A 25794-nucleotide genomic window follows, 5' to 3' on the forward strand; every position below is an offset into this window, starting at 1 on the left:
GCCGTGTTCAATTCATAAATGCAACACCTAATTTTTGTTTGAGTTTTTGTAATGGACTAAGGTAATCAAACTTTCTAACGGGTCTGTTATTGATTTTTAATTCTATGGATTGAATTTGTTCCACCGAGTACTGATTCAGGTCTGTTCCTTTGGGTAAAAAAGCCCTGATCAATCCAATTCTGTTTTCCACCGTTCCTTTATCCTGAGACGTATAGGGCCTTGTAAAAAAGGTTGGCAGGTTGAATTTATCCCTGATTCGATGGTGGTTTGCGAAGGCTTTGTCATTATCGAACGTGATTGACTTAAAAAATGAGGCGCCAATCCGTTCGATTCTTCTGGTTATTTTCTGTTCAATGACATCGGCGTTCTTACCCTCTAACTTTTCCAACGTGGTGATTAAAGTAGCCCGGTCTACCAGTACCAGAAGTGCCGATTGATGGTTTTTACCCATCATCAGATCCACTTCAATATCACCGATCCGCTGCCTCTGCTCCACTACGGGAGGCCTTTTTTCAATGGAAACTCTTTCTTTGATCAGTCCTCTGGAATCCCTGTAATTACCTCTTTTACGTTTTCTTTTACCGTGTCTGAGATGTTTGTATAATCCTCTATCCTTCCTGAACTGCCAATGGTTACTTTTTTTTGCCAGCCAGATCCATTGGTAGAGGGTCTCATGGGACACTCCCGGTTGGCCATTGACTCTCCACCTGGCGGCAATCAGTTCCGGACTCAGTTTTTCATCTTCCAGCCAGATTCTGCTCTGCTCCTTCATTACCTCGGTAAACCGTCTGTGTTTGGGTTTGTATTTATGGCGTTCTTGAGCCCGGTTCATTGCTATGCGTGCTGAGTAATTTCCTGCACTACGTCCCCGTTTCCCAGTGTTTCTTTTCAGTTCCCTACTGATGGTACTTTTGTGTACGCCGACCCGACAGGCTATTGCAGTTTGACTGAATCCCTCTTTGTTTAAAACCTCGATTTGATATCTTTGCTCTAGGCTGAGCTGATTGAATTTTTGCATGTCAACACTAATTTAATTATTCAGCCTAAGGAAGGAAGCCTAGGCTTCCTTCCTTAAACTATTAGTGTTGCAATTATTACTTGAATCTGGGTATTTATTGTCTTCTTCTTCATTTGATTAAAGTTTTATCTAACGAAATTTACGAAGATTTAATGATCCAACCTGATGATTTTCAGGAGATAAAACATGAAAAAAGTCATCTTGCAATCTTTCGCCGAAATATCGAATTTCATGTTAGAAAGTTGAAATAAATTTTTGAGCCATGAAAACAGGAGTTTTTATACTGGCATTGATACATGGAATAATTCATCTCTTGGGATTCTTCAAAGCATTTAAGCTTGCCGAAATTTCTCAATTGACCAAACCCATTTCCCAACCAATCGGACTTCTGTGGCTGATCTCCTTTTTCCTCTTTTTATTGTTTGCCTCCGCCTTCTTTTCCTCAAAGCCTTGGGCTGGACATGTAGGAATAGCTGCTGTAATTCTTTCTCAAGTTCTCATCTTCATTTTCTGGAAAGACGCCAAATTCGGAAGTCTTCCCAACTTGATCCTACTATTTTTCGCCATTCAATCTTTAGCTGATAATAACTGGAGAAGTATGATGGAAAAAGAAGTAAATACCCTAAATGAAGAAATCAATATCCCTAGCCAAAGACCCCTGGAGGAATTACCCCCGGCAGTTCAAAAATGGCTAAAAACCACAGGATTGAAAGAAAATCAGATAATCACTCAGGCAAGGATCAACCAGACTGCTAAGATGAAAATGGATCCCGATCAGGAAAACTGGAGGGAAGCCAATGCCTCACAATCCACTAGCATTGACCCGCCTTCTTTTCACTGGGAGGTATTCATGAAGTTATTTCCAGGTTTATTCATCTCCGGAAGGGATAAATTTGAAAATGGCCAAGGAGAAATGCTGATCAAACTAAATAGAATATTTCCAATTGTCAATGCGAAGGGCCCCAAGATTGATGAGGGAAGTTTGCAGCGCTATTTAGGCGAGATGGTATGGATCCCGAGTTTAGCGAGGCATCCTTCAGTAGAATGGAAGGAGTTGGACGAAAGTACAGCTCAGGCTACATTAACTATAGGTGGAACAAGTGGCTCAGGAATTTTTCACTTTGATAAAAATGGGGATTTTATCCGCTTCGAGGCAGACCGGTATTTCAAAAATGAGCCTGATTCCCAGAGATTCCCTTGGATTTTGGAAGTGGAAAAATACAGGGAGTTTCAAGAAATCAGAATTCCCAGCAAGATGAATGCAACTTGGAGATTAAAGGAAAAGGAATGGACTTGGCTTGAACTTCAGATAGACTCCGTGACCTATACTTTTGATAAACCAAGCCCAATCGATCAATAAATTTAATTAAAGAATTTTAAAACTTGAGTCGTTTCGAATTGCAACAACTTTGGAACTTCAATTAGTTGATTTCGAACATAATCATTGTAAGAATACGTTGATTCCACTGAAAGAATACTTTCAAGCTTCAATAGATTCAAGTCGCTCATTACTGGATATTGGGTCTTCAATTCTTCGGGTACTCTTAAGGTAAATTCTTCTTGATTCCCAAACACAAACCAACTTAGCACTTCACTAGGAAAGTTGGGATCATTCGATTTTCTAAAAGTTATGATCGAATAATCGGTTCCCGTAGGACTAGTAAACCTAAAATCATTGACGCCATTTTTGGAAACCGAAATATCCTTTCCAAATGGTAAATTGATTTTTGAAGGGATAGAACCTACTTTAAAGAAAGAAATACTCCTGGAATTATCATTAGCCGTAAAAAGTGTCGTATAAACTTTAAATTCATTTAAATACCCCAAGGCTACATTTGATGAATTACCAGTAAATCCATAAGAAGAAGTTCCAATTAGATACCCATTGACATATCTGTTTTGATTTTCCTCCATAGCAGTAATTGTATAGCTGAAAAATCCGGATGGCTTTGGAACAGTTATAGTTTTATCAAAATTTTTCATAGAGGAAAAATCCACCTGCTTCTGACCATCCTTACTTACATTCGATATAAAATCATATCGTGCTTGACCTTCCTGCCCAACGCCTGACACAAAAATTCTTTCATTTTCACCACGAAAAAGCATAGCAATATCAATCTGATTACCATTGATATTCGTAGAAAGAGGGATTTTGCCATTTTTCGAACTGGCAAAACCGCCTTTTGGAACATTAGAAAAATTGAGCGTAATTCTATGAAAGCCATTGAAAGGCTCGTCAGGCCCTGAGAATGTTCCTAATGGCAATCCAATCGTATATGTTTTTCCGGTACTTACTGACAAATAGGTAAAGGCAGATGTATTAACCTGACTTATAAAAGGAGAAGATTCTCTTAAGATATAAGTCAAATGGTAGATTCTGTCAGTTAAATTTTCGAATTTTTCGAGCTTCCCATTTTCAAGTTTTCTGATGTCCAAAATTTCACCTTCCTTACTTTGAAGAATAGCCCATACTTCTCGGTTCTCATTGATATATTGATCAAAAACTTTTAATTCAATGAGAGTTGGATCACCTAAATTTGCTGGATTTTCATTCTCTTGGCAGGAAATCAGGTAAAGTGTAAATAGAAGAAATAAGAATACTTTTTTCATTTGAAATTATTTGAAATTTTTTCAAAACTAAAGATAAAAGTCGAAATGAACTAAGCCTGATTTAGATTTAATTTTAAAAAATCAGTTGAAAAAGATGGGCTTTGCATTTAAATGGGCTTCTTCTTTTAATCTTGAAAAAAAGACTCTCATTTTCAAATTGAAAAAATGAAATTTTTGGAGATTGAAGAAAATTCAGCGAAAATACCAAAGCATAAAACTTCAGCCAGCCATGAGAACACTCGTCCTTTCATTAATCTTTTTATCAACAGTTTTTTTTTGTCAGGCACAAAAACTCCGCCTATCCGTGGCAGGGCTCAACCACGGGCATGTGGGTTGGGTACTATCATCCATGAATCGAGGGGATTATGAAATTGTTGGGATAAGCGAGTCCAACAGGGAGTTGGCGGAGAAGTACTCCAAGCAATATGGCTTTTCGATGAGTTTGGTGTATGATGATTTGAATGAAATGCTGGAAAAAAGCCAACCTGAAGCAGTGGCGGCTTTTGGGGATACTTTTTCCCATTTAGCCATTGTAAAAGCGGCTGCACCGAAAGGAATTCATGTGATGGTTGAAAAGCCACTCGCCGTCAGTAAAGAGCATGCCTTAGAAATGGAGAAACTGGCTAATCAATATGGCATTCATATATTGACCAATTATGAAACGAGTTGGTATCCCAGCAATCATGAAGCTAAAAGACTATTGGAATTGGGTGAAATAGGCGACATCAAAAAAGTGATTGTCAGAGATGGCCATCGTGGGCCAAAAAAAATTGGCGTAGGGCAGGAGTTTCTGGAATGGCTAACAGATCCAAAATTAAATGGTGGAGGTGCCTTGATGGATTTTGGGTGTTATGGTGCCAATTTAATGACTTGGTTAATGAATGGGGAAAGACCCATTTCAGTTACGGCAATCACTCAGCAACTGCAGCCTGAAAATAACCCCAAAGTGGAAGATGATGCCACAATCATCGTAAATTATCCAACAGCTCAAGTGATCATTCAAGCTTCTTGGAATTGGCCAATAGGAAGAAAAGACATGGAAATTTACGGGGAAACTGGGGCTATTTTCGCAGATAATCGACATCAACTTCGAATTAGATTGGCAGAAGGCTATGATGGTTTTGATGAACACACATTACAACTACCGGAATTACCAGCTCCCTACCCAGATCCATTTTTACTATTGAAAGCCGTAATCAGGGATGAAATTCAACTTCCTCCTTTTGATCTGTACTCTTTGGAGAATAACATGATCGTCATGGATATTTTGCAAGCCGCAAAAGAAAGCGCTGAAATAGGGAAGACTGTTTATTTTCAATAATTTGGGTAAATTAAGATAACTAACCTATCTAATTTATGAAACTCGGAGCTTTTTCTATCAGTCTTTCAGTCAAAGATCTTCAAGCCTCAAAAGCCTTTTATGAAAAACTCGGCTTTTCAGTTTTCGGGGGATCAGAGGAGATGAACTATCTCATCATGAAAAATGAACAAACGCTAATTGGGCTTTTTCATGAGATGTTTGAGAAAAACATCCTCACTTTCAACCCAGGTTGGGACCAGGATGCAAAACTTGTCCCCGGCTATGATGATGTTCGAAAAATTCAATCTGAGCTAAAATCCCAAGGAATCACCTTAGCACAAGAGGCTGACCCCAATGGTGAAGGCCCAGGTAGTATTTTATTTTTTGATCCGGATGGAAACGGAATCTTGATTGATCAACATATCTAGAAAAGCATGAAAAGAAGAAGTATTGTTTTTTTGACCCTCTTTTTTTTCGCCTTTTTTGAGATATCTCTCGCGAATTCCTTCAATGACAGCATTTTTTCAGCACCATTTCACATGGATGCCAGACTTTTAGTCTTTAAAGGAAAAATGAATGGCAGAGAGGTAAACTTTGCATTTGACACTGGAGCTGCACGGGGTCTAGCTGGAAGTAACATTCAGGAGAAGGGGGCTATTTCCAAAAAAGGAAAAAAACTCACCATGCAGGATGCGAATAAAAACAAAAAAAAGGTTAGAACGGCCATCACTGAAATAGTAGAACTGGGCCCTCTTGAAATTCGAAATGTGAGTAGTCTTTTAGTTGATATGCCTTATTTGGTTTGCCACGACTACTACCTTTTGGGTTCGAACTTGATTAGACAATTAAACTGGCAAATAGATTTCGAAAACAAGATGATTTATGCATCCAAGTCGCCCTTTCCGGTCGATGAGAGCTGGCAAAGCTTTGATGTAATTTATAGGAATAACAGGCCCTACCTTGATTTCAGTTTTGATAGTCTTGAATATCAAAACATCCTCGTTGACTTTGGTTTCGCAGGCACTGTGGATCTTGATAACAAAAAAAGTATTGTTCAGGACTTTTTGAAACAAAAGAACATCGAGGCTAAAGATAATCCTAGTATCAGCATGAGTATTGGTGCGATCAGCCAACAAATTGCACCTGCATTTACCATAATCATAGATAGTTTAAAGATAGGTAATCATGTGTATACCCAAATTCCCCTGAATTTTGAATATCCAACTACAGAAAAAATAGGTGTTTCATTTTTCTCAACATTAACTTCCCAAACCGTCATCAACAATTCAGAATCTACTTATTACCTAAAATTAAAAAATGAAACTCCTTCATTTCGAGACCCTAATCATCTTAGTTTCAGTTTTGAAAAAGGAAAATTTCTTATTTCCGGAAAGTCTATTGGGCTAAGTCCAGAAGATGCCTTGGTAGAAATCGGGGAAGAGGTAGCATTGGTCAATGGAATTTCGTCCATGGATTTTGAAGATAATTGTCAGTTCATCAGATGGTATTATGGTCTCAATTTTGACCAAGTCACCATCACCAAACTGAACGGTCAAGAAGTAATTTTTACCAGGATTCCATTAAACTAATGAAAGCAGCTGTCAGATATGAATACTGTTCGCCTTCCGAGTTGGAAATCGCAGAACTCCCCGAACCCGAACCTCAACCAAAGGAAATCCAAGTGAAGGTGATGACTTGTACAGTAAACCGAACAGATATGGCGGTTTTAACGGGTTGGCCCTGGATCATGAGGCTTTTTGTCGGCTATCCTAAACCCAAGCGAGCTACCCCAGGGACTGACTTTGTGGGTGAAATCACCCAGATAGGGTCCGAAGTAAAAGAATACGCTGTTGGAGATAGAGTTTGGGGTTTTATAGACAATGGCTGTGGAAGTCATGGAGAATACTTTTGTACTTCTTCCTTCGAAAACCTACGAAAAGTATCCAAAAACATAGATCCAATTCAAGCAGGTGCCTCCATTGAAGGTGTACACTATGCATATAACTTTCTCAATAAAATTAATTTGAAAGAAGGTGATCAGGTTTTGGTAATTGGTGGGACCGGTGCAATAGGATCAGCTGCCATTCAAATTTTAAAGTCCCGAAATATCCATGTAACTGCAGTAAGCCTAGGAAATGTCGAAAAAGTGGCTCAATTAGGAGCCGATCAAGTGATTGATGGATTACTAGATGACTTTACAGGAATCAAGCAACAATTCGATGCCGTACTCGATGCCGTAGGAAAAAGCCGTTTTAAAATTTGTAAGCCCTTACTTAAAAAAAATGGCACTTACCTTTCTTCTGAATTGGGACACAATTGGGAGAACCCATTTTTATCTTTGTCAACCTCATTTTTTTCCAGCAAAAAAGTCAAATTCCCCATCCCCCTCAACGTGAATAAAAGCTTAATTCAAATTGAAGAGCTTTTACTTGAAGACAAATTCAAGCCTTTGATTGATCGAGTAGTCAGTCTCGAACAACTTCCAGAAGCCTATACTTATGTGGGTTCCGGGAAAAAGTTAGGGAACGTGATTCTTTCCTATTTGAATAAGGATTTTGGTCTCCAATAACCTTCCTAATCATTGATATTTATCAGTTTGTTTACTGACACTCGTCATGAGTGTTTTGAAGAAATTATTGGAGATTTAAGTGTTAAATAAATGATCCACCAGTAAACAACAGAAACCATGGGCGCACTAACTAAAGACAGAGGTTTTTGGCCAAAAATGGTTCAAGACTTCTTCGGGGCTGAAGACCCCTTCCATATGAACAATAAGTTTTGGTTTACAGATAAATCTGTGGAGGTTCCATCTGCTAACGTCATCGAAAGTGAAAAGGAATTTAAGCTAGAGTTGTCAGCACCTGGATTTGATAAAAAGGACTTCAAAATCGAAGTCGAAGAGGGAATTCTTAACATATCAGCCGAAAAAGAGATGAAAATGGAGGAAGAAAAAGAGAACTATCGTAAGAGAGAATTCTCCTACTCCAGCATCCATAGGGCCTTTGCCCTTCCGGAAAATGTCAAAGATGAACAAATCGATGCCAAGTACGAAAAGGGGATTTTGAAAATAGTCCTACCCAAAGTAAAATCAGTTGAAAATAAACCCAAAAAAGCGATCGAAGTCGGCTAAACAGGCTTCAGATTACATCAGGATTATTTTTTAGTAATTGGTTTGAATTGGGACCCCGGCCTTCTGGTCGGGGTTTTATTTTTTATGTCAATGGTATTGCCTATCTGCCTAGAAATTGAAAAATTACAGAAAGCCCCATATTTCATGAAAGCACTATCTCTATTTACCCTCGTAATTTTTATTTTCTCCTGTAGTTCCGAGGAGAACGTTTCCCTCACTCAGCTTCAGGACAAGGTTGAAGTCATCCGGGATAAAAATGGGATCAATCACATCTTTGCTCAAAATGAAGCAGATCTATTCTTCATGCAAGGCTATTTAGCGGCCAAAGACCGATTGTTTCAATTTGAAATATGGAAAAGGCAGGCCACAGGTTCTCTTGCTGAAATTTTGGGAGAAAGAGAGTTGGAGCGCGATAGAGGAGTTCGCCTTTTTAAATTCAGAGGAGATAAAGAAACAGAACTCCGGCATTACCATCCCCGCGGAGTGGAGATTGTCGATGCCTTCGTCGCAGGAATCAACGCTTATATTGATGAAGCCAACTCCAATCCTGAACTTCTCCCAATAGAATTTCAAATGCTGGGAATTCAACCCCAGCCTTGGACTTGGGAAGTTGTGATTTCCAGACATCAGGGATTGTTGGAAAATGTCAGCGATGAACTCAACATCAGTCGGGTGGTAAGTTTGATTGGTTCAGATGAAGCAAAGAAACTCTATTACTTTCATCCCAATGAACCTAATCTGGAAATTGACCCCGGAATACCCGAAGAATTGTTGTTTAAGGATATTCTAGCGCCTTATAAGGCATTCAGAACCCGTGTGGAATTTCTGCCAGAGGATATTTCTCCCGAATATCGAGGAGAGCAAAAGGAAGTAAAAGAAGCTTTAGCTGCTCTTCAGGAGGAACTCAAAACCACTTTGGAAGCAGATGCCTTTGCTCAAGGTTCCAATAATTGGGTTTTAAGTGGTAAAAAAACAGCAAGTGGCTTCCCCTACATGGCAAATGACCCTCACCGCTTACAGGCAGCCCCATCTTTGAGATATTGGGTTCACCTAAGTGCTCCAGGATGGAATGTAGTAGGTGGTGGTGAACCTGTAATTCCCGGGGTTTCAATAGGTCATAATGAACATGGAGCTTGGGGTCTGACAATTTTTTCCACAGACAATGAAGATCTCAGGATATATGACATCAACCCTAAAAATCCGCTTCAGTATAGATTTAAGGGAGAATGGTTAACCATGTCTCAAATACAGGACACGATTTTGGTGAAAGGTCAATCTCCTCAAATAGTTACTCATCATTACACGATTCATGGCCCGGTCACTTTTATCGATGAGGATTTGAATAAAGCGGTAGCAGTTCAATGCGCATGGTTGGAACCCGGTTCGGCTCCCTATTTAGCAAGCCTAAAAATGGATCAATCTCAAAATTGGGATGAGTTTAGAGACGCCTGTACATACAATAATATTCCTGCAGAGAATATGGTTTGGGCCGATAAGGAAGGAAATATAGGTTGGCAAGCTACAGGAATAGCCCCTGTCCGTAGAGGGTTCTCCGGTTTAGTGGCTACTATGGGAGATGGCAGATATGAATGGGATGGGTATTTACCTATTGCTGACCGTCCTCATGACTATAATCCAGAGTCAGGTTTCATCGCCACAGCAAACCAGAATGTGGCCCCTGAAAATTACCCCTTTCCAGAAGCTTTGGGCTTTGAATGGGCTGACAATTTTAGAGGAGAAAGAATCAAGGAAGTTTTGTCCCAAGACAAAAAATTCACTTTGGTAGAAATAGGAGCTCTGCAAAATGATTATCTCTCCCTTCCTGCGAGACAATTGCTGCCTTATCTAACAGATCTTTATTTTGAAAATGAAAAAGTCGATTCCTTGCGCAAAGCATTGCTTAGCTGGGACTTTAATTTAAATCCAGAATCAATAGAGGCGGGAATTTATGTAATGTGGGAAAGAATCTTGAGGAAAAAGGCCTTGGAGCTCGCTGCCCCGGATGAAGTTCGTGACTTAATTGGTAGTATTCCAATGACTCGCGTGATTCAATGGGTTGAGAATCCTGAAATACTATTTTCAACTCAAGCCAAATCCCAGAGGGATCAGTGGCTCACCAACTCATTCGAGGAAGCGATCGACGCATTGGAGAAAAAACTAGGAGCCAATCCTTCCAACTGGCAATATGGCCAAAAGGACTACAAGCACGCCCTGATTCATCATCCTTTAGGAAGAGTGGTAAATCAGGAATGGCAATCCAAATTAAATGTCGGCCCTCTTCCCCGTGGAGGCTACAGCTATACACCTGGTGCCAATGCCTATGGAGATAACAATACTTCAGGAGCATCTTTCAGAATTTTGGTAGATACTGAAAACTGGGAAAGAACCCTAGGAATTAATACCCCAGGACAGTCTGGAGATCCAGAAAGCTCATTTTATAAAAACTTGTTTTCTATTTGGGCAAAAGATGAATTCGTTAGTGTTCCTTTTATGAAAAAATCTGTTGAAAGTTCTGCTCATTCTAAACGGATTTTCGAACCAAAAAAAGAGTGATCAATTTGATGATTGATCACTCTTGAATTCTAAAAAGAAGAAATTAAATCCCTTCCTGCTCTATTAAATAAACTAAAGCTGTCATCGCGGCAGCACCAAGCTCCAATTCCCGCTGATCCACTACCTCAAATACATCAGCGGCAGTATGATGGTAATTGAAATACCTCTGAGAATCAGGATGCAGACCGATTAAAATGGGGCCTTGATCTCTCAAAGGACCTATATCCGCTCCTCCACCTGGCACATCAAACTTCCAGATATTGTAAGGAGTAAATAAGTCCCTCCATGAAGCCAACTTGGATCGCTGAGCCTCTGTTCCGCTGGATGAGAAACCTAAAGGAATAAACCCTCCCGCATCAGATTCAATGGCAGCTATATGCTTTTCACCTTTGGCTTTGGCTACTTTAGCGTACTCCTGACCACCTCTCAAACCGTTTTCCTCATTCATCCACATCACAGCCCTGAGAGTCCTCTTTGGCTTCCATCCCATTTCTTTGTAAATCCTCAAAACTTCTATGGCTTGCATGCATCCAGCACCATCATCATGAGCTCCTTCTCCAACATCCCAAGAATCCAAATGGCCTCCTACAGCAATGATTTCTTCAGGCTTTTCAGAACCCCTGATTTCCCCAATGACATTGTAGGAAAGAACTTCTTCTTTCATCATTGAATTATTCTGAAGGTAGACTTTCAAATCTTTCTGGCCCTTCAGTAAACTACTCAATAGCTCAGCGTCTTTAGTACTAATAGCCAGAGCTGGGATTTCTGGATAATCTGGATTATATCGTTGATTTCCAGTGTGCGGAAAATCATCCACTCGATTGGTCAAAGATCTTACCAAAACTGCTACAGCTCCATATTTTGCCGCCTCAGCTGCACCCGAGCCTCTTTGTCCATTTGCTCCACCATAAGCCTGAAAAGTATTGATTAAAGTGGGATCCATGGGCTGATTGAAAAACACAATTTTCCCTTTTACCTGATCTCCCAATTTTCGAAGCCCTTCTATTCCGTAAACCTCCACTACTTCCCCTACCAGACCATTGGGTCCAGTTCCTCTGCTATTTCCCAAAGCCAACACATTCAAATCTACAGCCCCTAATTTGGAGGAGTTCAAAACTTTCGCATGCTCTTTTCCACCCCTCACCCAATGAGGAACCATCACGGGCTGCAGGTAAACGGTATCAAACCCATACGACTCCATCAATTGCTTGGTATACTCTACGGCTGCAGCAGCTTGAGGTGAACCTGAAATTCTATTCCCTATTTCTTTACAGAGGTACCTTAAATTTTCATAAGTCTCTCCTTCAGTCAATTCATAGTTGAAGATTTTTTGAATGTTTTCAGAATGATTCTGAGCTTTTAGAATTAGTGGGCAAAGAAAAAGAAGAAATAGTATTTTTTTCATGGTATATCAATTTTGCCTAAAACTGAAAAATCTAATGCAATTTGAAAAGCTATCCACATAATTCTCCATGAATCTTTCAAATTAAAATTTGGAAAGCATTACTAACTTCCAATAAATATTTCAAAATACTGATTCTCATCACAGTAATATACCGAATGCACAATTTCTATTTTTTCAAAATGAGATAATAGAGATACTTACACTTAAATTGCCCAACAACTCTCAACCTGAATTCAAAACCTTATGAATTTCAATCACATCAAAAACCTGAGTTTATCACTCTTATTGATTTCACTTATTTTCTCCTGTGGACCCAAAGAAGATCCCAGCATCAAGCCGGATGACAATCGTTTTACCAAGGTTGTTTTGACGGAAGGCATGGACGAGCCTATGGAAATAACATTCCTACCCAGTAATCGAGTCCTTTTTGTTGAAAGAAAAGGTGGGGTCAAAATTTTTGATGAGAACACCAAGGAAGTAACTCTGGTAGCGACTATACCGGTAAATACAAAATACACCAACAAAGAAGGACGCGTAAGGGAAGCTGAAGAAGGATTAATGGGCGTAATCGCACATCCTGACTATGCTCAAAACAATTGGATTTACATGTACTATGCAGATCCAGATGAACCCAAACACGTATTGGCAAGATGGGAGCTGAAAGGAAATGAACTGGTAGAATCCAGTAAAAAGATTGTTCTCGAAGTCCCAACCCAAAGAGAAGAATGCTGTCATACCGGTGGAGGGATGGTTTTTGATGAAGAAGGAAATCTGTTTCTTACCGTAGGAAACAATACAGTCAACCCTAGAGAAGGATCTTCCAATTTGGATGAGCGCCCTGGTATGGAGAGCTCCGATGATCAGCGTGCACCTGGAAACACCAATGATCTTAGAGGAAAGATTTTGAGAATTCATCCTGAGGACGATGGAAGCTACACTATTCCAGAAGGAAACTTATTTCCTCCGGGAACAGAAAAAACCAGACCTGAAATCTATACCATGGGACATAGAAACCCATGGAGACCTACTTTGGATAGTAAAACAGGATACCTCTATTGGGGTGAAGTCGGCCCGGATGCATCAGTGGATTCCATTTGGGGCCCCAAAGGATATGATGAGTTCAATCTGGCCAAAGGTCCTGGATTTTTTGGTTGGCCCTATTTTATTGGAAATAACTTCCCCTACAACCGCCACGATCATGAAGCCGGTACTTATGGTGCTCCCTATGACGTGAATAAACCTGTCAATGAATCAGTGAATAATACTGGATTGAGAGAATTACCAACTCCTGTAATTCCTGCCATGATTTACTACCCATATGGCGTTTCAGAAGAATTCCCTATGCTAGGGAGCTCAGGCAGATCTGCCACAGGGGGGCCAGTATTTAGAAAGGCTGATTTTGCAAGTAATGCTCCATTTGTATTCCCTGCCTATTATGAAGGAAAGTGGTTGATCGTGGACTTTATGAGAGGCTGGATCATGGCTGTGACCATGGATGAAAATGGCGATTACCAAAGCATGGAGCGCTTTTTACCGAATGAAAATTTCAGCTCTGCAATCGATATGGACTTTGGTCCGGATGGTGCATTGTATGTCTTGGAATATGGTAGTGCCTGGTTTAGAGGAAATGCGAATTCCCGTCTTATAAAAATTGAATACAATGCAGGGAATAGAAAACCAAACGTCACTGCTTCTGCAGACCGTCTCGCTGGCGCTGTTCCTCTGACTGTTAATTTCAGCTCAGAAGGAACCAATGATTATGATGATTACGACTTAAATCAGTTGGCTTACCAATGGACTATCAGTTCTGAGGGCAAAGTTCTGGAAAGTTTTAACAGACCTAACCCTTCATTTACTTTCGATCAAGCTGGAGTTTATGAAATCGAATTAGTGGTAACAGACACTAAAGGAGCCCAAAACAGTCAAAAACTGGAGGTTGTGGCAGGAAATGATATTCCGGAAGTGAAAATTTCCATGAATGGCATCAACCAATCCTTCTGGTTTGGAGAAAAAGAATTAGACTACCAAGTAAGTGTAAAAGACTTGGAAGATGGAGATACTCAATCAGGAGAAATTAAAGAAGCCGAAGTGGCCATTACTTTTGATTATGTACCAGAAGGCTTTGATCCAATTGAAATAGCTTCTAAACAAAGTGGTGCTGAAACATTGGCTTCATTGACTATTGGAAAAAACCTCATTGAAGGAAGCGATTGTAAATCCTGTCATCAATACAAGGAGACTTCCATAGGTCCTAGCTATGAAGCTGTGGCTGCCAAGTATCCTAATTCTCCTGAAAACACAAATTATTTGGTAGGTAAAATTATCAATGGTGGAGCTGGAGTATGGGGAGAACATGCCATGAGCGCACATCCGCAATTGAGTGAGGCAGATGCCAAGAGAATGGTGGATTTCATCCTAAGTATGGATGATGCGCAAGCTACGGTGGCTTCCCTTCCTTTAAATGGAAAAGTACAACCCATGATCCCTGAGGGCGATAATGGACAAGGAGGATTCTTACTGAGAGCAGCCTATACAGATAAAGGATCTTCCAAAGCACCTCCGTTATCTTCGGTTGACTATGTGGCTTTGCGAAACCCTTACCTTGACCCTCAATTATCGGTAGAAAGAAAGGGCGTTCAACTATTGACTACGCCAAGAGTAAGCTTCTTGATGGCTGGGGATAATTCTTCTTTTGCCTTGGATAATATTGATCTCACAGGTATCACCCAAATCGATCTTCATGTCAGTGTGAGTACCAGAAATGGAGCAGCTGGCGGAATAGTAGAAGTCAGACTCGGCTCAGCAAACGGAGAACTTCTGGGCACTTCCAATAAAGTTGGAGTCAAAGAAATGGGATTCCGTCCACCGGAAGGAGTTGATCCTATCCTTTGGAGAAGGGAAAATGCTAATCGTGCCCAGGTGAGCATTAAACCAACGTCAGGTAAACAAAAGCTTTATTTCGTCTTCAAAAACCCTGAGGTGAAAGGAGACGAAATTTTGATGGGAATTAATGAAATCCAGTTCATCAAATAAGGCTGCAAGTCCAAAAAAATAAAAAATCAGACAATTTTCTGAATTCATTAAACCAACAAGAGAAAAAAGAGTCTAACAAGAATCAAATCCTAAAAACCACAATTCATGAAAAGTATCATTGCCATCATTTTAAGCTTAGCAGTATTTTTCCCAACAGAAAAAAATACTGCCCCTGCAACTGTCAACAAATCTGAGAGTTCAGTCATGTGGAAAGCTGCCAAGGTAACCGGAGAACATTGGGGCTATGTTCCGATAGCGGATGCAACCTTAGACTATTCCAACGGAAAAATCACAGGAGGATCCTTTGAAATGGATATGGTCAACTTAACTGTTGAAGACCTTACCGATCCAAAATCCAAAGGTAATCTGACCAATCACCTAAAATCAGATGATTTTTTCTCAGTGGAGAAGTTCAATACTGCCTCTTTTAAAATCACTGATGCAAAAAGTAGTAATGGGAAAGATTACGTGATTTCAGGAAATTTGACCATCAAGGGTATCTCACAACCCATCAGTTTCCCTGCGAAAGTCTCTACTTCAGGAAATAAACTAACAGCTGAAGGCGATATCACTTTTGACAGAACAAAATTTGACATCAAATTCAGATCAGGAAATTACTTTGAAAATCTGGCTGACAAGTTGATTTATGACGATGTCAACCTAAAAGTAAAACTAGTAGCTAGTATCTGATTACCACAATTGAATTAAAGCAAAAGGCCTGAGTTTTCTCGGGCCTTTTTTCGTTGAACCTGAATCAACATGCGCTTCGAAGACAAATAGAATCCCTGCCAAATTTTTGCTTAAATTGATACAAACAATAATCCCTGCATCATGAAAAACTTACTCTTTACTTTCGCCTTATTACTTCCTATTCTTTCATTTTCACAAAATCAAACCAAACCCTTCCTTAGCTTGGAAGATGCATTGAAAATCACAGAAGCCGCCCAGGCAAAAGCCCAAATTGAAGGTTGGAATGTAGTGATAGTCATATTAGATGATGGAGGCAACTTGATTTCTCTGAGGCGTATGGATGGGGTGCAAGTCGGCAGTATTGAAGTTGCTCAGGCGAAAGCCAAAAGCGCCGTGTATTTCAAGCGCCCAACCAAGGTTTTTGAAGACTTGATGAAGGCAGAGGGCGGAAGCAGAATAGCTACCTTACCCAATGCAGTGGGCATTGAAGGAGGATTACCAATTTTTAAAGATGGCTTTTGCATAGGCTCCATAGGAATATCAGGAGTCACCTCTGCCCAAGATGGCATCATCGCAGCAGCCGGATTAGCTTCTATTGGGCAATAGCTATTTAAATATCAAACTTCACAGTAATAAGCGCATACCTAGGTTGAACCAGATACGAAAAGGTACTGATCAGATTTTCTGAAAAGCTATCTCTTCTAATTGATCGGGTGTCCAAAATATTCCAAACTGAGAGCTTCAATTCCCAAGGACTTTTAGGACCCTGATAACTTAGAAAAGCATTGAGAAAATCAAAATCGCTCTGAGTTTGCGAAACCTTGTTCAAATACGTGTTATAAGTATAATCCGCATTCAATTTCAAGCCCTTATAAATATCAAGGTCTATTTTCACTTTAGGACTATGGGTGATAAATGTGTTCTCTATTGGTCCGGAATTGTAAACGTTAGAGGTAAAAGAATAAGCCAAATCTACCTCCAAAACCTTGAAAAAAGTACTGGTCAATCGCGTATCATAAGTCTGAGAAAACTGCTGGTTCCTAACAGGAGAATCATTCAGCAATAAATTCGTGCTGAAAGAATTCCATTTTCCACCTACCTCAAATTTGAGTTTGTTCAAAGATTTATCGACCCTGATATCTCCATTCAGGCTTTCATTGACAGGAGTCGCATTGACTAAACTCAGTAACCTATTGATTCCTGCAAAGTCGGTATTGGTGATGATATCATCCCTTTTCCGGATATAATTCAGGTTGCCAAAAACACTCAACCCACTGAAAAAATCATAATGGGAATAATTCAGATTATGAGTTGTAAATAGGCCATTTTCCAAAATTCGGTTTCCCTGAAAAAGTGCATTATAATCCTGAAGCACAAAGCCTCTAGCTAATTTCTGGATATCCATAAAATTCGCCTCAGTCAGATATCTGTAGGTTAAGGATTTATTGGAACGAATATTCCATTTGGCATACAGTGAAGGAAGCAGTAATAGCTTATTGAAATTTTGTTCATTATCTAACTGCAAATCTCTCCAAGCATACTGGTGTAGATTAAGCGTGGGACTTATAACCCATTTATTCCATTTAGTTTTCCAAGTCATCCCTACATACCCGTCCTGAAGTCCAAACTCATTTTCATTTTCAAAATCAGAAAAAGTCTCCTCGGAGCCAACCTGCTCCAATTGGCCAATCAGATTTTGAGAGAAATTCTGATAGCCTAAAGTCCAGTTCAAATGATTGGTTGGATTCAGGATATAATAGTAATTGAAAGCAGCCTCCCAAGTGTTCGTGGTAATCTCCTGAGACTGAAGCAACCTATAAGTTTCTGCATCTGCAATTGGATATAAGCCCAGCAGAGGTTTGAGATTGGTATTCAAATCAAAAAGTGGATCAGAAAACTTACTTTCCCAATTGAGTTCAGTTGAAAACACATGACGTTCACTGGGAGCGTGATACCACTCTAACTTTTGCTGCAAAGCATAGGGTGTTCGGGTATTACGCGAGTCAATTCTTTGATTGATTTCTCCAAAATTTGAATTCAAGTCATTTGAGTTGCTTATTTCGGAGAGTTTTCCGAATAAACTGTACTTCAGATAAGTTTCCTCTTTCGGAGTGTAGGTCAATGCATACTTAGCCAATCCGGATTTGTTTTCAACAAAGCTCGAAGAGTTTAATTGCTCTTGGGTATCCTCGCCTGAATTTAGGTAGGTTCTCAGTGAATTGCTTCCCAGTTGATTGGCTGAAGTCGATGCTATCAAAAACCCCGAATGCCTCCATTTTTTGCTTGGGGAATAGTTTAGATTCAATGCTCCTAGCGTACTTTGTAAGTCAAAAGCATTGGTTCTATTTGCTAAAGGAATCCCCAAATCTTCTGAATTTAGCTGAACTCTTGAACCAGATCTGGAACTCAAACCAGAAATTCCTCCACTAAACCTGAAATAATCCTGCAATGTGAAAGTCTGCTCTCCCACATTATTACTTCCTCCTATCAAATTCACATTTAATTTCGGAGCATAATAAAAAGCATTTACATGTCCTAGATATCTTTCCTCCGGTCCCGCTCCTCCGGTCAAGTCTCCGAAAACAAGGTTTTTCTTTCCCTCTTTCAATTGAATATTCAAAGCCAATGTTTCATTGGTATCCAAGCCTCTGATAGGTGATACTTCATTGAAATTTTTCAGCACCTGAACTCGATCGACTGCATTAGCCGGCAGATTTTTAGTGGCTAATTTGGTGTCCCCGTCAAAAAAAGTCTTCCCATCCACCAAGACCTTGTCAACTTTTTTGCCTTGCACCTTTACCTCCCCGTTTTCATCCACTTGAAAACCCGGAAGTTTTTCCAATACATGTTCTAACTTTCGTTCCGTACCTGTGGTGAAAGCATCTGTTTTATAGGTTAAGGTATCCCCTTTCATAGTCACTGGAAGCTCAGACACCACCTCCACTAAACCCAACTCTGTATCAGCTTGCTGAAGTGTCACATTGAGTGATTTTCCCGGATCCCATTCACTGATGTTTGATTCAAATTGAACGTAACCTACAAAAGAGACTCTCAAGAGATAGCTAGGACCTTCGGCAAGCGTAATTTTGAACCTTCCTTCAGCATTGGTAATTCCAAAGCCGCCGATTTTTTGAGTGCTCTGATTAATAGCCACTACATTCGCATAAGGGATGGGGCGATTCAGCGAGTCCAGTACTTGCCCAATAAGGGGTTTGCTTTGACCATATGCTGAGAGTGCCAGTCCAATGAAAAAGGCAAAAAGAAGTAATCTTTTAGAAAAAAGCATTTTAGTTAAGTATGATGTATAAAATCAGAAAGCTGGATGAGTTTAGTTAGAAGATAGTCTAAAGTATCACATCTTATTTCTAGCGTTTAGTCTCTCGCGTCTAGAATCTTGCTTCTCAAATCAATTCCCAATTCGAATCGTAAACTGATTCCCATCTCCGGGCTTACCTTGATAGCGGTTCATCATTTGCTTCATGCTTTCCTCCTGCATAGCTCTAAACTCTTCTCTAGTGACTTCTTTTCCTTTTTTTGGGATCTGAATTTCGACTGGTTCTTTGGAGGGATTCAATTCAATTTTTTCACAAATAAGCGTTCTCCCCTCACTCTGTAATTCCAAAATAAGTCCAGGCAGACCAAAATAATTTTCAGGACCATGTGGAACGGGGATTTCCGGAGTAAACCAAGCAACTACCTGAATCGTGTCTTTCACAGATTCCATTTCAGTCATTCCAGTGGAAAATCTCTGTGAGTCAATGATTCGAGCATAAATTGCTTTTTGAGCTTGGTAATTCCCTATTTTTTTGGATTCTCCGGTCAACTCCCATTCTACAGGTTCAAGATTATCTTTGATCAATAAATCTTTCCCCATCATTTCCTGCTCTTGAATGTAAGTTTGCTCTGCCAGGTTTTTATAAAGTAGACGATCCTGACTTCCGGTATTGATCATAATTTGCATTCCACCGGAAGACGCAGTAGCTGGTCCGCCTCCCAAACTTTCTACTTGCTTCCAGTTTGATTCGGATGGAGTAAAAGACAATACATAGTCTCTTTCCATTTGTTTCTTCAATTGAGCTTGGATCTCTGCTATTTGCTCAGGGTTTATTTTAGTGGAATCCATGGATAGCTTTATCTGGGAACTGGATTTGTAAAAAGCCCTTCCTGTTAAGCCTTGGGCCAGCACTAAGTTTCCCAGTAAAAAGAAAGAAAAGAAGGCCGTGAATAGTAATGATTTGGTTTTCATAGTTCTTTTTGTTTTGCTCACAAATCAATAAATACTCTCAAAAACATTGAGTTAAGCACTGTTAACGAGTGTTAACAGTCATTTTTTAACTTTAATAATGCTTCTATTTTAGCACTGTGAAATCGAATAAAACTAAATTTCCACAATGGATTGATTTTCAAAATGCGAGATTCCATCTGGCGTTTGAACAACAAATTTCTAACAGATGAAAAAGTTACAATTCAAGCGCATAGGTTTTTTAATAGTCTTCACCTTACTGGTCAGCATTGGCATTCAGGTTTGGAGAAACTACAACCAGTTTCTGCTGATTCAAGAGCAGCTAGTGTCTGAAATCCAGCAAAGTTTGGACAATGCTGTGGAGAACTACTATGCTGACTTGGCGAAAACAGATGTCATTACCTTGACAGATATGAGATCTGAGGGTAAAAGCGATACAGATTCTGGAAACGTCAAGCAACAGATACAACATTTGAGAATCAAGAAACTGGACACTTTGGGGAGCTTTTTAGATCGAGTCGGCCAGAGTAAAGAACTTTTTCAGGCTCTTGAGAATGTTGAGAAAGGAGGATTGGACTCATTCCTATGGAAGTCTTCCGACCAAAAAGACAGCTTGAATAATATTGTTTTACTAGACTCTGGTCGAAGTATGGGCATGGATAAAAAGAACGAGCTCAGGATTTTCATGGGAAAAAGTAATGCAGACAGTATCAACCGCTTGGAATTTCTGACTAGTAAAATCATCATTTCCATTACTAGAGATAGCTTAGATTTTGAAAAAATCAATGCCTATTTATTTGAAGAGTTGGACAGAAAAGGTATTGATATCAATTATCGATTAATTCATTTGACTGGAAATGAAAAAGAAGACAGCCTGCTTGTCTCTAACACTCCGACCATGCCTTTCAAGACGGTTTCAAGATCCACATTCCTTCCTCCGGGACAAAGTTTGGAGATGTATTTTGAAAATACGGCACTGACTGTTCTAAAAAGGGGAATGCTCGAAGTATTGACTTCCTTGCTATTTCTGGGAATCATTGGCTTTGCCTTATATTATCTATACCAAACCATCAAAAACCAGAAAGAAATAGCAGAAATCAAGCAAGATCTGATTAGTAATATCACCCACGAATTCAAAACACCTATTGCCACTACCCTTTCTGCCATTGAAGGGATTGAACAGTTTAATCCGGCCAATGACCCTGAAAAGAACAGACGCTATTTGGGAATATCCAAGTCGCAAATGCACAAGCTCAATCAGATGGTCGAAAAATTATTAGAAACAGCCACCTTAGATACTGATCAGCTGATTGTCAAAAAAGAGGCAATCGACCCAGAGCCTTTATTGAGGCAATTGATCCAAAAATTTCAGACAATAGCTCCTGAAAAGAAAATTGACTTGATTTTGCCCGTACAGCTTAAACCAATTTGGGCGGATGCTTTTCACTTCGAAAATGTAATTTCCAACCTTTTGGATAACGCTGTGAAATATGGAGGGAATGAGATTCTATTAGGAATTGATCAAAATGGCATGCATAAGATTCGAATTCACGACAATGGAGGAAACATTGCAGCAGATCAAAAAAACCGGATTTTTGAACAATTTTACAGGATACCGAAAGGAGATGTTCATGATGTGAAAGGTTTCGGGATAGGACTATATTATGTTCAGAAGATCCTAGAGAAGCATGAAGGAAAAATAGAGCTCTTGACAGGAAAAAACTCCACTACATTTATCACCTATTGGCCATGAGTAGAATTCAAGTATTATTAGCTGAAGATGAGCTGGCTTTAGGCATGATTATACAGGAAAGTCTGGAGAGTCGTGACTTCAAGGTAAGACTCTGCGAGGACGGACAAAAGGCTTGGGAAAGTTACCAATCCTCAAGGCCTGACATTATGATATTGGATGTGATGATGCCTAAAAAGGATGGGTTTTCTTTAGCGGAAGAAATCCGAAAAATTGATCCCTATACCCCGATTATTTTTTTGACCTCTAAAAGTCAGACTGAAGATGTGGTCAAAGGCTTTGGCTTAGGAGCCAATGACTATGTACGTAAACCATTTAGCATGGAGGAATTAATCGTTCGTATCAAGGCTCATCTTGACAGACTAAGAACCCGAAAAAATCAGAATGATTGGCTCCCAATTGGTCAATATGAATTTCACCCAACCAAGCAAATTCTCCGAATTAAGGGTTCAGAATGTCCTTTAACCGCCAGAGAAAGTCAACTTTTGCAAATGCTGTTGGAAAATGCCAATGACATTACCGACCGAACACTTATTCTGAATCAAATTTGGGGTTCAGACGATTTTTTTAATGCCCGCAGCATGGACGTATTTATCACCAAGCTCCGAAAAAAATTACAAGCCGATCCGGAAATTCAAATTTTGAATATACGGGGGTACGGGTTTAAGTTGGTGTGTTAAGTATTTCAACTTTTCGAAATTTGAAGCTTTGGAAAGGTTTCTAAAAAAAACTATTCCTTAAAATTCACTAGAAACCTATATTTCAAAACATTAAGACAGTTCTTTTTTTGGCTTAAGCTTTTCAAATTTCCTAGTAATCTCCTCACCATAAATGGGTTGTACAATCTGATTTCCTTTAAAGAATGGTTTGGCCGCATAGAGACCCAATGAAGAAATAGCCGTCCGAATTCGTTCCAATTCTATTTCATTCTTGGTCACAATCCTTACTTCGTAGCCCTGTTTATATTTTTGAGACCCAAGTTTCTCAACTTTTGAACTATCTTTTATCCTGAGATAGCCATTTCTCAGAAATGCCTCTTTTAAAATTTTAAAAGCCAAGTGTTTGGATAATTTTTTCATCACTTTGATGCTAATGCTTACAGTTTTCGCTAAACTAAAAACAGGTATTAAATAGAGTAAACGGAAGATTTGAGTAACTTTTCACTGTCCCCAGCATGTATATCAAAGCAACAAGCTTCGCAAATGCGGCAGAATGATTTGGAATTTCAGATATTGAATATCCCTAAGAGAAGGGATTGATATTAAGCTAGTTGCAGATTATTTTGATTTAACAACAGGAATTTGATTGAATTAATAATTATCAGGCATATTTGTTATTACCTTAAACTAACTGTAATTTAAGAGAAATATATTAAATGTATATCCGCTTTCTTGCCAACAAAAAGAAATTACTGCCAAATCTAAGCCCAAATGAATCCAAAAGCTTCGCTTGCCTGCCGTGGCTGGGTCATCCGTCGCCCATGCTGAGTGAAGTCAAGCCTCCAATAAGTCAAACAAAGAAAATACGGCAATTAGCATGATTGCGGATAATCAGACAATATATTAATCTTTCCATTTACCATTTCTTTTGCGTCACGTAAAACCTAGTAAAGAAAATTTTTTTTTTAAATTTCTTTCACTAATAACAGAGGATAACAATTTGAGTGAATTGAAGTAGAGAAGCAAATTCCATCCTTTTCTGAGTAAAAATATGCTTGAATTCAATTTTGTCTTTTAAATATTATTTTTCTGTATAATTCTTAAACCTATGGAAAATTCATATTTCGAGGACAATCAGGACTTAGAGTTTCAAAAACAGTTGTTGGAAGAATTAACCCAATCTGGCACTTGGGAGCTAAATACCAAACAAAACAAATTGTCTTGGTCCCAAGGTGTATTTAAGATGCTGGGATATCAACCGAATGAGTTTGAGTTAACTTTCGAAAAAGGTCTTTCTGTAATTCACCCTGAAGATAGAAAGAGGGCTATTGACCATTTGGATGATGTACTTCATAGCTCCAAAGAATATAATATCAAGAAAAGGCTTCTAAAGAAAGATGGAACCCCTATCTGGGTAATCTCGAGAGCAAAATGGATTAAAAATAATTCAACTGGTGAAACAATTCTTTGTGGAGCCTTTAGAAATATCACAGAAATTTTATCAACCAAGAGGGAATTGGAAGCTGCAGTTGAAACCAATCAATCTCTGTTTGAAAATTTAGATGGTATTTTTTGGGAAGCAGACGCGCAAACTTTTGAATTTACTTTTATTAGCTCCCAGGTAGAGAAAATCACTGGATTTACAAGAGAGGAATGGCTGAATGACCCTGAATTTTGGCAAAAGCACATCGTCTCAGATGATCGTGAAGAAGCAATTAACTTTTGTCACATTCAAACTCAAAAGCAAAAAGACCATTCTTTCGATTACAGATTTGTTAAAAAAAATGGAAAAATCATCTGGCTGAATGACCGGGTCAAAGTTGTCATTGAAAATGGAAAACCAGTAAAACTCCAGGGGATGATGGTTGATATTACCCGTGAGAAAAATATCACTAAGGCTTTACAGGAGGAAATAGCTCTCAACCAATCTTTTCTACACAAATTACCAGGGATCTTTTTTCTCTTTGACTTAAAAGGGAAAATTATTTTATGGAATCATAATATCGAGTTAATCTCCGGTTATTCAGATCTGGAAATAAGAGAAATGAAAACGGATGATTTTTTCATAAAGGAGGATCAGAAGCGGATTTTAGAGGAAATTAAAAAGGTAGCTGAGGAAGATAGAAACGAAGTCCTCATGGAGATTCAAACCAAAGATGGTAGAAAAATTCCGGTTCATTTTTCTGCATCTCTCATTCCATATCAAGGAAAATCATGCATTTTGGGTATAGGACAGGATATCCGAGAACTGGTAGAGTCCAAAAGGTTGATAGAAGAAAATATCGAGCGGTACGAATTGGTAACCAAAGCTACCAACGAAGCAATTTGGGATTATGATTTCAGGGAAGAAAGCTTACACTGTGGTGATGGCTTTTTCAAGCTGTTTGGATATGTTCCTTCTGAAATGTCACTCAAAAAATTCATTCAACTCATTCATCCTAATGATCAGGAAAGAGTATCCCGAAAAATCCAGGAATACCTGACTCCTGATCCTACCAAAGCCAATTGGCTGGATGAATTCAGGTTTAAGAAAAAGAATGACATCTACACTTATGTAGTCAGTAAGGCAATTTTCCTTAGAAACAAAGAAGGATACATTACCAGGGTAGTAGGCTCCATCCAAGACATTTCCCATCAAAAGGAATACGAGCGATCCCTTAAAAGTTTGAATGAAAAATTGGAGCTTCATATCCGGGAATTAGCGTTCTCCAATCAGGAGCTTCAGCGTTTTGCCTTTATTGCATCTCATGATTTGCAAGAGCCCCTGAGAATGATCTCTAGTTTCATGGGCTTACTGGAAAAAAGATATGGGGATAAATTAGACGAAAAGGCCTTAAAATACATTTCATTTGCTACAGAAGGAGCAAAGCAAATGCAGCGGATTATTTTGGATTTGTTGGAACATTCAAGGGTAGGCAGCCCTGACGAATCAAAGATGAATCTTTCTATAGAAAAACTTGTCAAAGAAATTCAGCTTTACCTCAAAAAAATCATCCAGACTAAAGCGGCAAAAATCACATACGATCAGCTTCCTACAATCCAAACTTTCAAAACCCCTCTTTTTCAGATTTTGATGAATTTGATATCAAATTCAATTAAATATGCTCATCCTGAAAGAACCCCAATAATTCATATTGATTGTAAGGAATTAAAAACCCATTGGCAGTTTTCGGTTTCAGATAATGGCATAGGAATATCTCCTGAGTATTATGAAAAGATATTTATCATTTTCGAAAGACTTCACACAAAAGATAAATTTGAAGGAACCGGAATAGGATTGGCTATTGTCAAAAAAGCTGTAGAATATTTGGGAGGTGAGATTAAAGTCAAATCAGAGATAAATGTAGGGTCTACCTTCACATTCACATTCAAAAAATAAGGGGCAAAATTCTTATTGCCCCTT

The 25794-nt window shown here is 39.1% G+C and carries 19 protein-coding genes; 13 read left to right on the forward strand and 6 right to left on the reverse strand.

Annotated features, from left to right (window positions below):
* Window positions 1–7: 7 nt before the first annotated feature.
* Window positions 8–1018 (reverse strand): IS30 family transposase, encoded by a 1011-nt coding sequence (locus FL972_RS07190; protein WP_144602280.1) that lies wholly within the window; start codon window positions 1016–1018, stop codon window positions 8–10.
* A gap of 262 nt (window positions 1019–1280) precedes the next feature.
* Between FL972_RS07190 and FL972_RS07195 the strand changes: the two genes are divergently transcribed.
* Window positions 1281–2378 carry a DUF6544 family protein gene (locus tag FL972_RS07195; RefSeq protein WP_144604370.1) on the forward strand — a complete coding sequence of 366 codons (1098 nt, stop codon included), beginning with the start codon at window positions 1281–1283 and terminating at the stop codon, window positions 2376–2378.
* Window positions 2379–2380: 2 nt separating this feature from the next.
* Here the strand turns inward: FL972_RS07195 and FL972_RS07200 are convergent, their stop codons facing one another.
* On the reverse strand, window positions 2381–3628 hold the full coding sequence (locus FL972_RS07200) for a hypothetical protein (protein WP_144604371.1): 1248 nt from the start codon (window positions 3626–3628) through the stop codon (window positions 2381–2383).
* A gap of 229 nt (window positions 3629–3857) precedes the next feature.
* Here FL972_RS07200 and FL972_RS07205 point away from each other — a divergent pair, with 229 nt between their 5' ends.
* The 6 genes from FL972_RS07205 to FL972_RS07230 all read left to right on the forward strand — a co-directional run bounded on the left by FL972_RS07205 (window position 3858) and on the right by FL972_RS07230 (window position 10611).
* Entirely contained in the window at window positions 3858–4949 is a 1092-nt protein-coding gene (locus FL972_RS07205) for a Gfo/Idh/MocA family protein (RefSeq protein ID WP_144604372.1), read from the forward strand.
* Between the two features lie 35 nt (window positions 4950–4984).
* Window positions 4985–5356 (forward strand): VOC family protein, encoded by a 372-nt coding sequence (locus FL972_RS07210; protein ID WP_091654837.1) that lies wholly within the window; start codon window positions 4985–4987, stop codon window positions 5354–5356.
* A gap of 6 nt (window positions 5357–5362) precedes the next feature.
* Window positions 5363–6517 (forward strand): retroviral-like aspartic protease family protein, encoded by a 1155-nt coding sequence (locus FL972_RS07215; RefSeq protein WP_144604373.1) that lies wholly within the window; start codon window positions 5363–5365, stop codon window positions 6515–6517.
* A complete protein-coding gene (locus tag FL972_RS07220; protein WP_144604374.1) occupies window positions 6517–7497 on the forward strand; it encodes an NAD(P)-dependent alcohol dehydrogenase in 981 nt (326 codons plus the stop codon). Before FL972_RS07215 ends, FL972_RS07220 begins: the two co-directional genes overlap by 1 nt.
* Window positions 7498–7614: 117 nt before the next feature.
* The gene (locus FL972_RS07225; protein WP_245756425.1) at window positions 7615–8058 is read left to right on the forward strand and encodes an Hsp20/alpha crystallin family protein; all 444 of its coding nucleotides are present in this window, start codon (window positions 7615–7617) and stop codon (window positions 8056–8058) included.
* A gap of 144 nt (window positions 8059–8202) precedes the next feature.
* Entirely contained in the window at window positions 8203–10611 is a 2409-nt protein-coding gene (locus FL972_RS07230) for a penicillin acylase family protein (RefSeq protein WP_144604375.1), read from the forward strand.
* A gap of 43 nt (window positions 10612–10654) precedes the next feature.
* Here FL972_RS07230 and FL972_RS07235 read toward each other — a convergent pair whose 3' ends face one another.
* Window positions 10655–12016, reverse strand: coding sequence for a M20/M25/M40 family metallo-hydrolase (locus FL972_RS07235; RefSeq protein ID WP_144604376.1), 1362 nt, complete (start codon window positions 12014–12016; stop codon window positions 10655–10657).
* A gap of 243 nt (window positions 12017–12259) precedes the next feature.
* Between FL972_RS07235 and FL972_RS07240 the strand changes: the two genes are divergently transcribed.
* The 3 genes from FL972_RS07240 to FL972_RS07250 all read left to right on the forward strand — a co-directional run bounded on the left by FL972_RS07240 (window position 12260) and on the right by FL972_RS07250 (window position 16345).
* Entirely contained in the window at window positions 12260–15049 is a 2790-nt protein-coding gene (locus FL972_RS07240) for a PQQ-dependent sugar dehydrogenase (RefSeq protein WP_144604377.1), read from the forward strand.
* A 105-nt stretch (window positions 15050–15154) separates the two neighbouring features.
* Window positions 15155–15739: a YceI family protein gene (locus FL972_RS07245; RefSeq protein WP_091654843.1), complete on the forward strand. Its 585-nt coding sequence runs from the start codon at window positions 15155–15157 to the stop codon at window positions 15737–15739.
* A 141-nt stretch (window positions 15740–15880) separates the two neighbouring features.
* The gene (locus FL972_RS07250) at window positions 15881–16345 is read left to right on the forward strand and encodes a GlcG/HbpS family heme-binding protein (RefSeq protein ID WP_144604378.1); all 465 of its coding nucleotides are present in this window, start codon (window positions 15881–15883) and stop codon (window positions 16343–16345) included.
* Between the two features lie 4 nt (window positions 16346–16349).
* Here FL972_RS07250 and FL972_RS07255 read toward each other — a convergent pair whose 3' ends face one another.
* Together FL972_RS07255 and FL972_RS07260 are read right to left on the reverse strand one after the other, a co-directional pair.
* Window positions 16350–19025: a carboxypeptidase-like regulatory domain-containing protein gene (locus FL972_RS07255; protein WP_144604379.1), complete on the reverse strand. Its 2676-nt coding sequence runs from the start codon at window positions 19023–19025 to the stop codon at window positions 16350–16352.
* A 120-nt stretch (window positions 19026–19145) separates the two neighbouring features.
* The gene (locus FL972_RS07260; RefSeq protein ID WP_144604380.1) at window positions 19146–19985 is read right to left on the reverse strand and encodes a GLPGLI family protein; all 840 of its coding nucleotides are present in this window, start codon (window positions 19983–19985) and stop codon (window positions 19146–19148) included.
* A 205-nt stretch (window positions 19986–20190) separates the two neighbouring features.
* Between FL972_RS07260 and FL972_RS07265 the strand changes: the two genes are divergently transcribed.
* Window positions 20191–21735 (forward strand): sensor histidine kinase, encoded by a 1545-nt coding sequence (locus FL972_RS07265; protein ID WP_144604381.1) that lies wholly within the window; start codon window positions 20191–20193, stop codon window positions 21733–21735.
* Window positions 21732–22412, forward strand: coding sequence for a response regulator transcription factor (locus tag FL972_RS07270; protein ID WP_144604382.1), 681 nt, complete (start codon window positions 21732–21734; stop codon window positions 22410–22412). The genes FL972_RS07265 and FL972_RS07270 overlap by 4 nt, the downstream gene beginning before the upstream one ends.
* Before the next feature lie 90 nt (window positions 22413–22502).
* Here the strand turns inward: FL972_RS07270 and FL972_RS07275 are convergent, their stop codons facing one another.
* On the reverse strand, window positions 22503–22811 hold the full coding sequence (locus FL972_RS07275; RefSeq protein WP_144604383.1) for a hypothetical protein: 309 nt from the start codon (window positions 22809–22811) through the stop codon (window positions 22503–22505).
* A 688-nt stretch (window positions 22812–23499) separates the two neighbouring features.
* Here FL972_RS07275 and FL972_RS07280 point away from each other — a divergent pair.
* Window positions 23500–25770 (forward strand): PAS domain-containing sensor histidine kinase, encoded by a 2271-nt coding sequence (locus FL972_RS07280; protein WP_144604384.1) that lies wholly within the window; start codon window positions 23500–23502, stop codon window positions 25768–25770.
* Window positions 25771–25794 lie beyond the last annotated feature (24 nt).

The organism is Algoriphagus algorifonticola (genome assembly GCF_007655305.1).
Lineage (GTDB): Bacteria > Bacteroidota > Bacteroidia > Cytophagales > Cyclobacteriaceae > Algoriphagus > Algoriphagus algorifonticola.

Excerpts from the sequence above, each read along its gene's own strand:
- FL972_RS07190 (WP_144602280.1), bottom strand. The coding sequence starts at position 1,018 with ATGCAAAAATTCAATCAGCTCAGCCTAGAGCAAAGATATCAAATCGAG.
- FL972_RS07195 (WP_144604370.1), top strand. The coding sequence starts at position 1,281 with ATGAAAACAGGAGTTTTTATACTGGCATTGATACATGGAATAATTCAT.
- FL972_RS07200 (WP_144604371.1), bottom strand. The coding sequence starts at position 3,628 with ATGAAAAAAGTATTCTTATTTCTTCTATTTACACTTTACCTGATTTCC.
- FL972_RS07205 (WP_144604372.1), top strand. The coding sequence starts at position 3,858 with ATGAGAACACTCGTCCTTTCATTAATCTTTTTATCAACAGTTTTTTTT.
- FL972_RS07210 (WP_091654837.1), top strand. The coding sequence starts at position 4,985 with ATGAAACTCGGAGCTTTTTCTATCAGTCTTTCAGTCAAAGATCTTCAA.
- FL972_RS07215 (WP_144604373.1), top strand. The coding sequence starts at position 5,363 with ATGAAAAGAAGAAGTATTGTTTTTTTGACCCTCTTTTTTTTCGCCTTT.
- FL972_RS07220 (WP_144604374.1), top strand. The coding sequence starts at position 6,517 with ATGAAAGCAGCTGTCAGATATGAATACTGTTCGCCTTCCGAGTTGGAA.
- FL972_RS07225 (WP_245756425.1), top strand. The coding sequence starts at position 7,615 with ATGGGCGCACTAACTAAAGACAGAGGTTTTTGGCCAAAAATGGTTCAA.
- FL972_RS07230 (WP_144604375.1), top strand. The coding sequence starts at position 8,203 with ATGAAAGCACTATCTCTATTTACCCTCGTAATTTTTATTTTCTCCTGT.
- FL972_RS07235 (WP_144604376.1), bottom strand. The coding sequence starts at position 12,016 with ATGAAAAAAATACTATTTCTTCTTTTTCTTTGCCCACTAATTCTAAAA.
- FL972_RS07240 (WP_144604377.1), top strand. The coding sequence starts at position 12,260 with ATGAATTTCAATCACATCAAAAACCTGAGTTTATCACTCTTATTGATT.
- FL972_RS07245 (WP_091654843.1), top strand. The coding sequence starts at position 15,155 with ATGAAAAGTATCATTGCCATCATTTTAAGCTTAGCAGTATTTTTCCCA.
- FL972_RS07250 (WP_144604378.1), top strand. The coding sequence starts at position 15,881 with ATGAAAAACTTACTCTTTACTTTCGCCTTATTACTTCCTATTCTTTCA.
- FL972_RS07255 (WP_144604379.1), bottom strand. The coding sequence starts at position 19,025 with ATGCTTTTTTCTAAAAGATTACTTCTTTTTGCCTTTTTCATTGGACTG.
- FL972_RS07260 (WP_144604380.1), bottom strand. The coding sequence starts at position 19,985 with ATGAAAACCAAATCATTACTATTCACGGCCTTCTTTTCTTTCTTTTTA.
- FL972_RS07265 (WP_144604381.1), top strand. The coding sequence starts at position 20,191 with ATGAAAAAGTTACAATTCAAGCGCATAGGTTTTTTAATAGTCTTCACC.
- FL972_RS07270 (WP_144604382.1), top strand. The coding sequence starts at position 21,732 with ATGAGTAGAATTCAAGTATTATTAGCTGAAGATGAGCTGGCTTTAGGC.
- FL972_RS07275 (WP_144604383.1), bottom strand. The coding sequence starts at position 22,811 with ATGAAAAAATTATCCAAACACTTGGCTTTTAAAATTTTAAAAGAGGCA.
- FL972_RS07280 (WP_144604384.1), top strand. The coding sequence starts at position 23,500 with ATGGAAAATTCATATTTCGAGGACAATCAGGACTTAGAGTTTCAAAAA.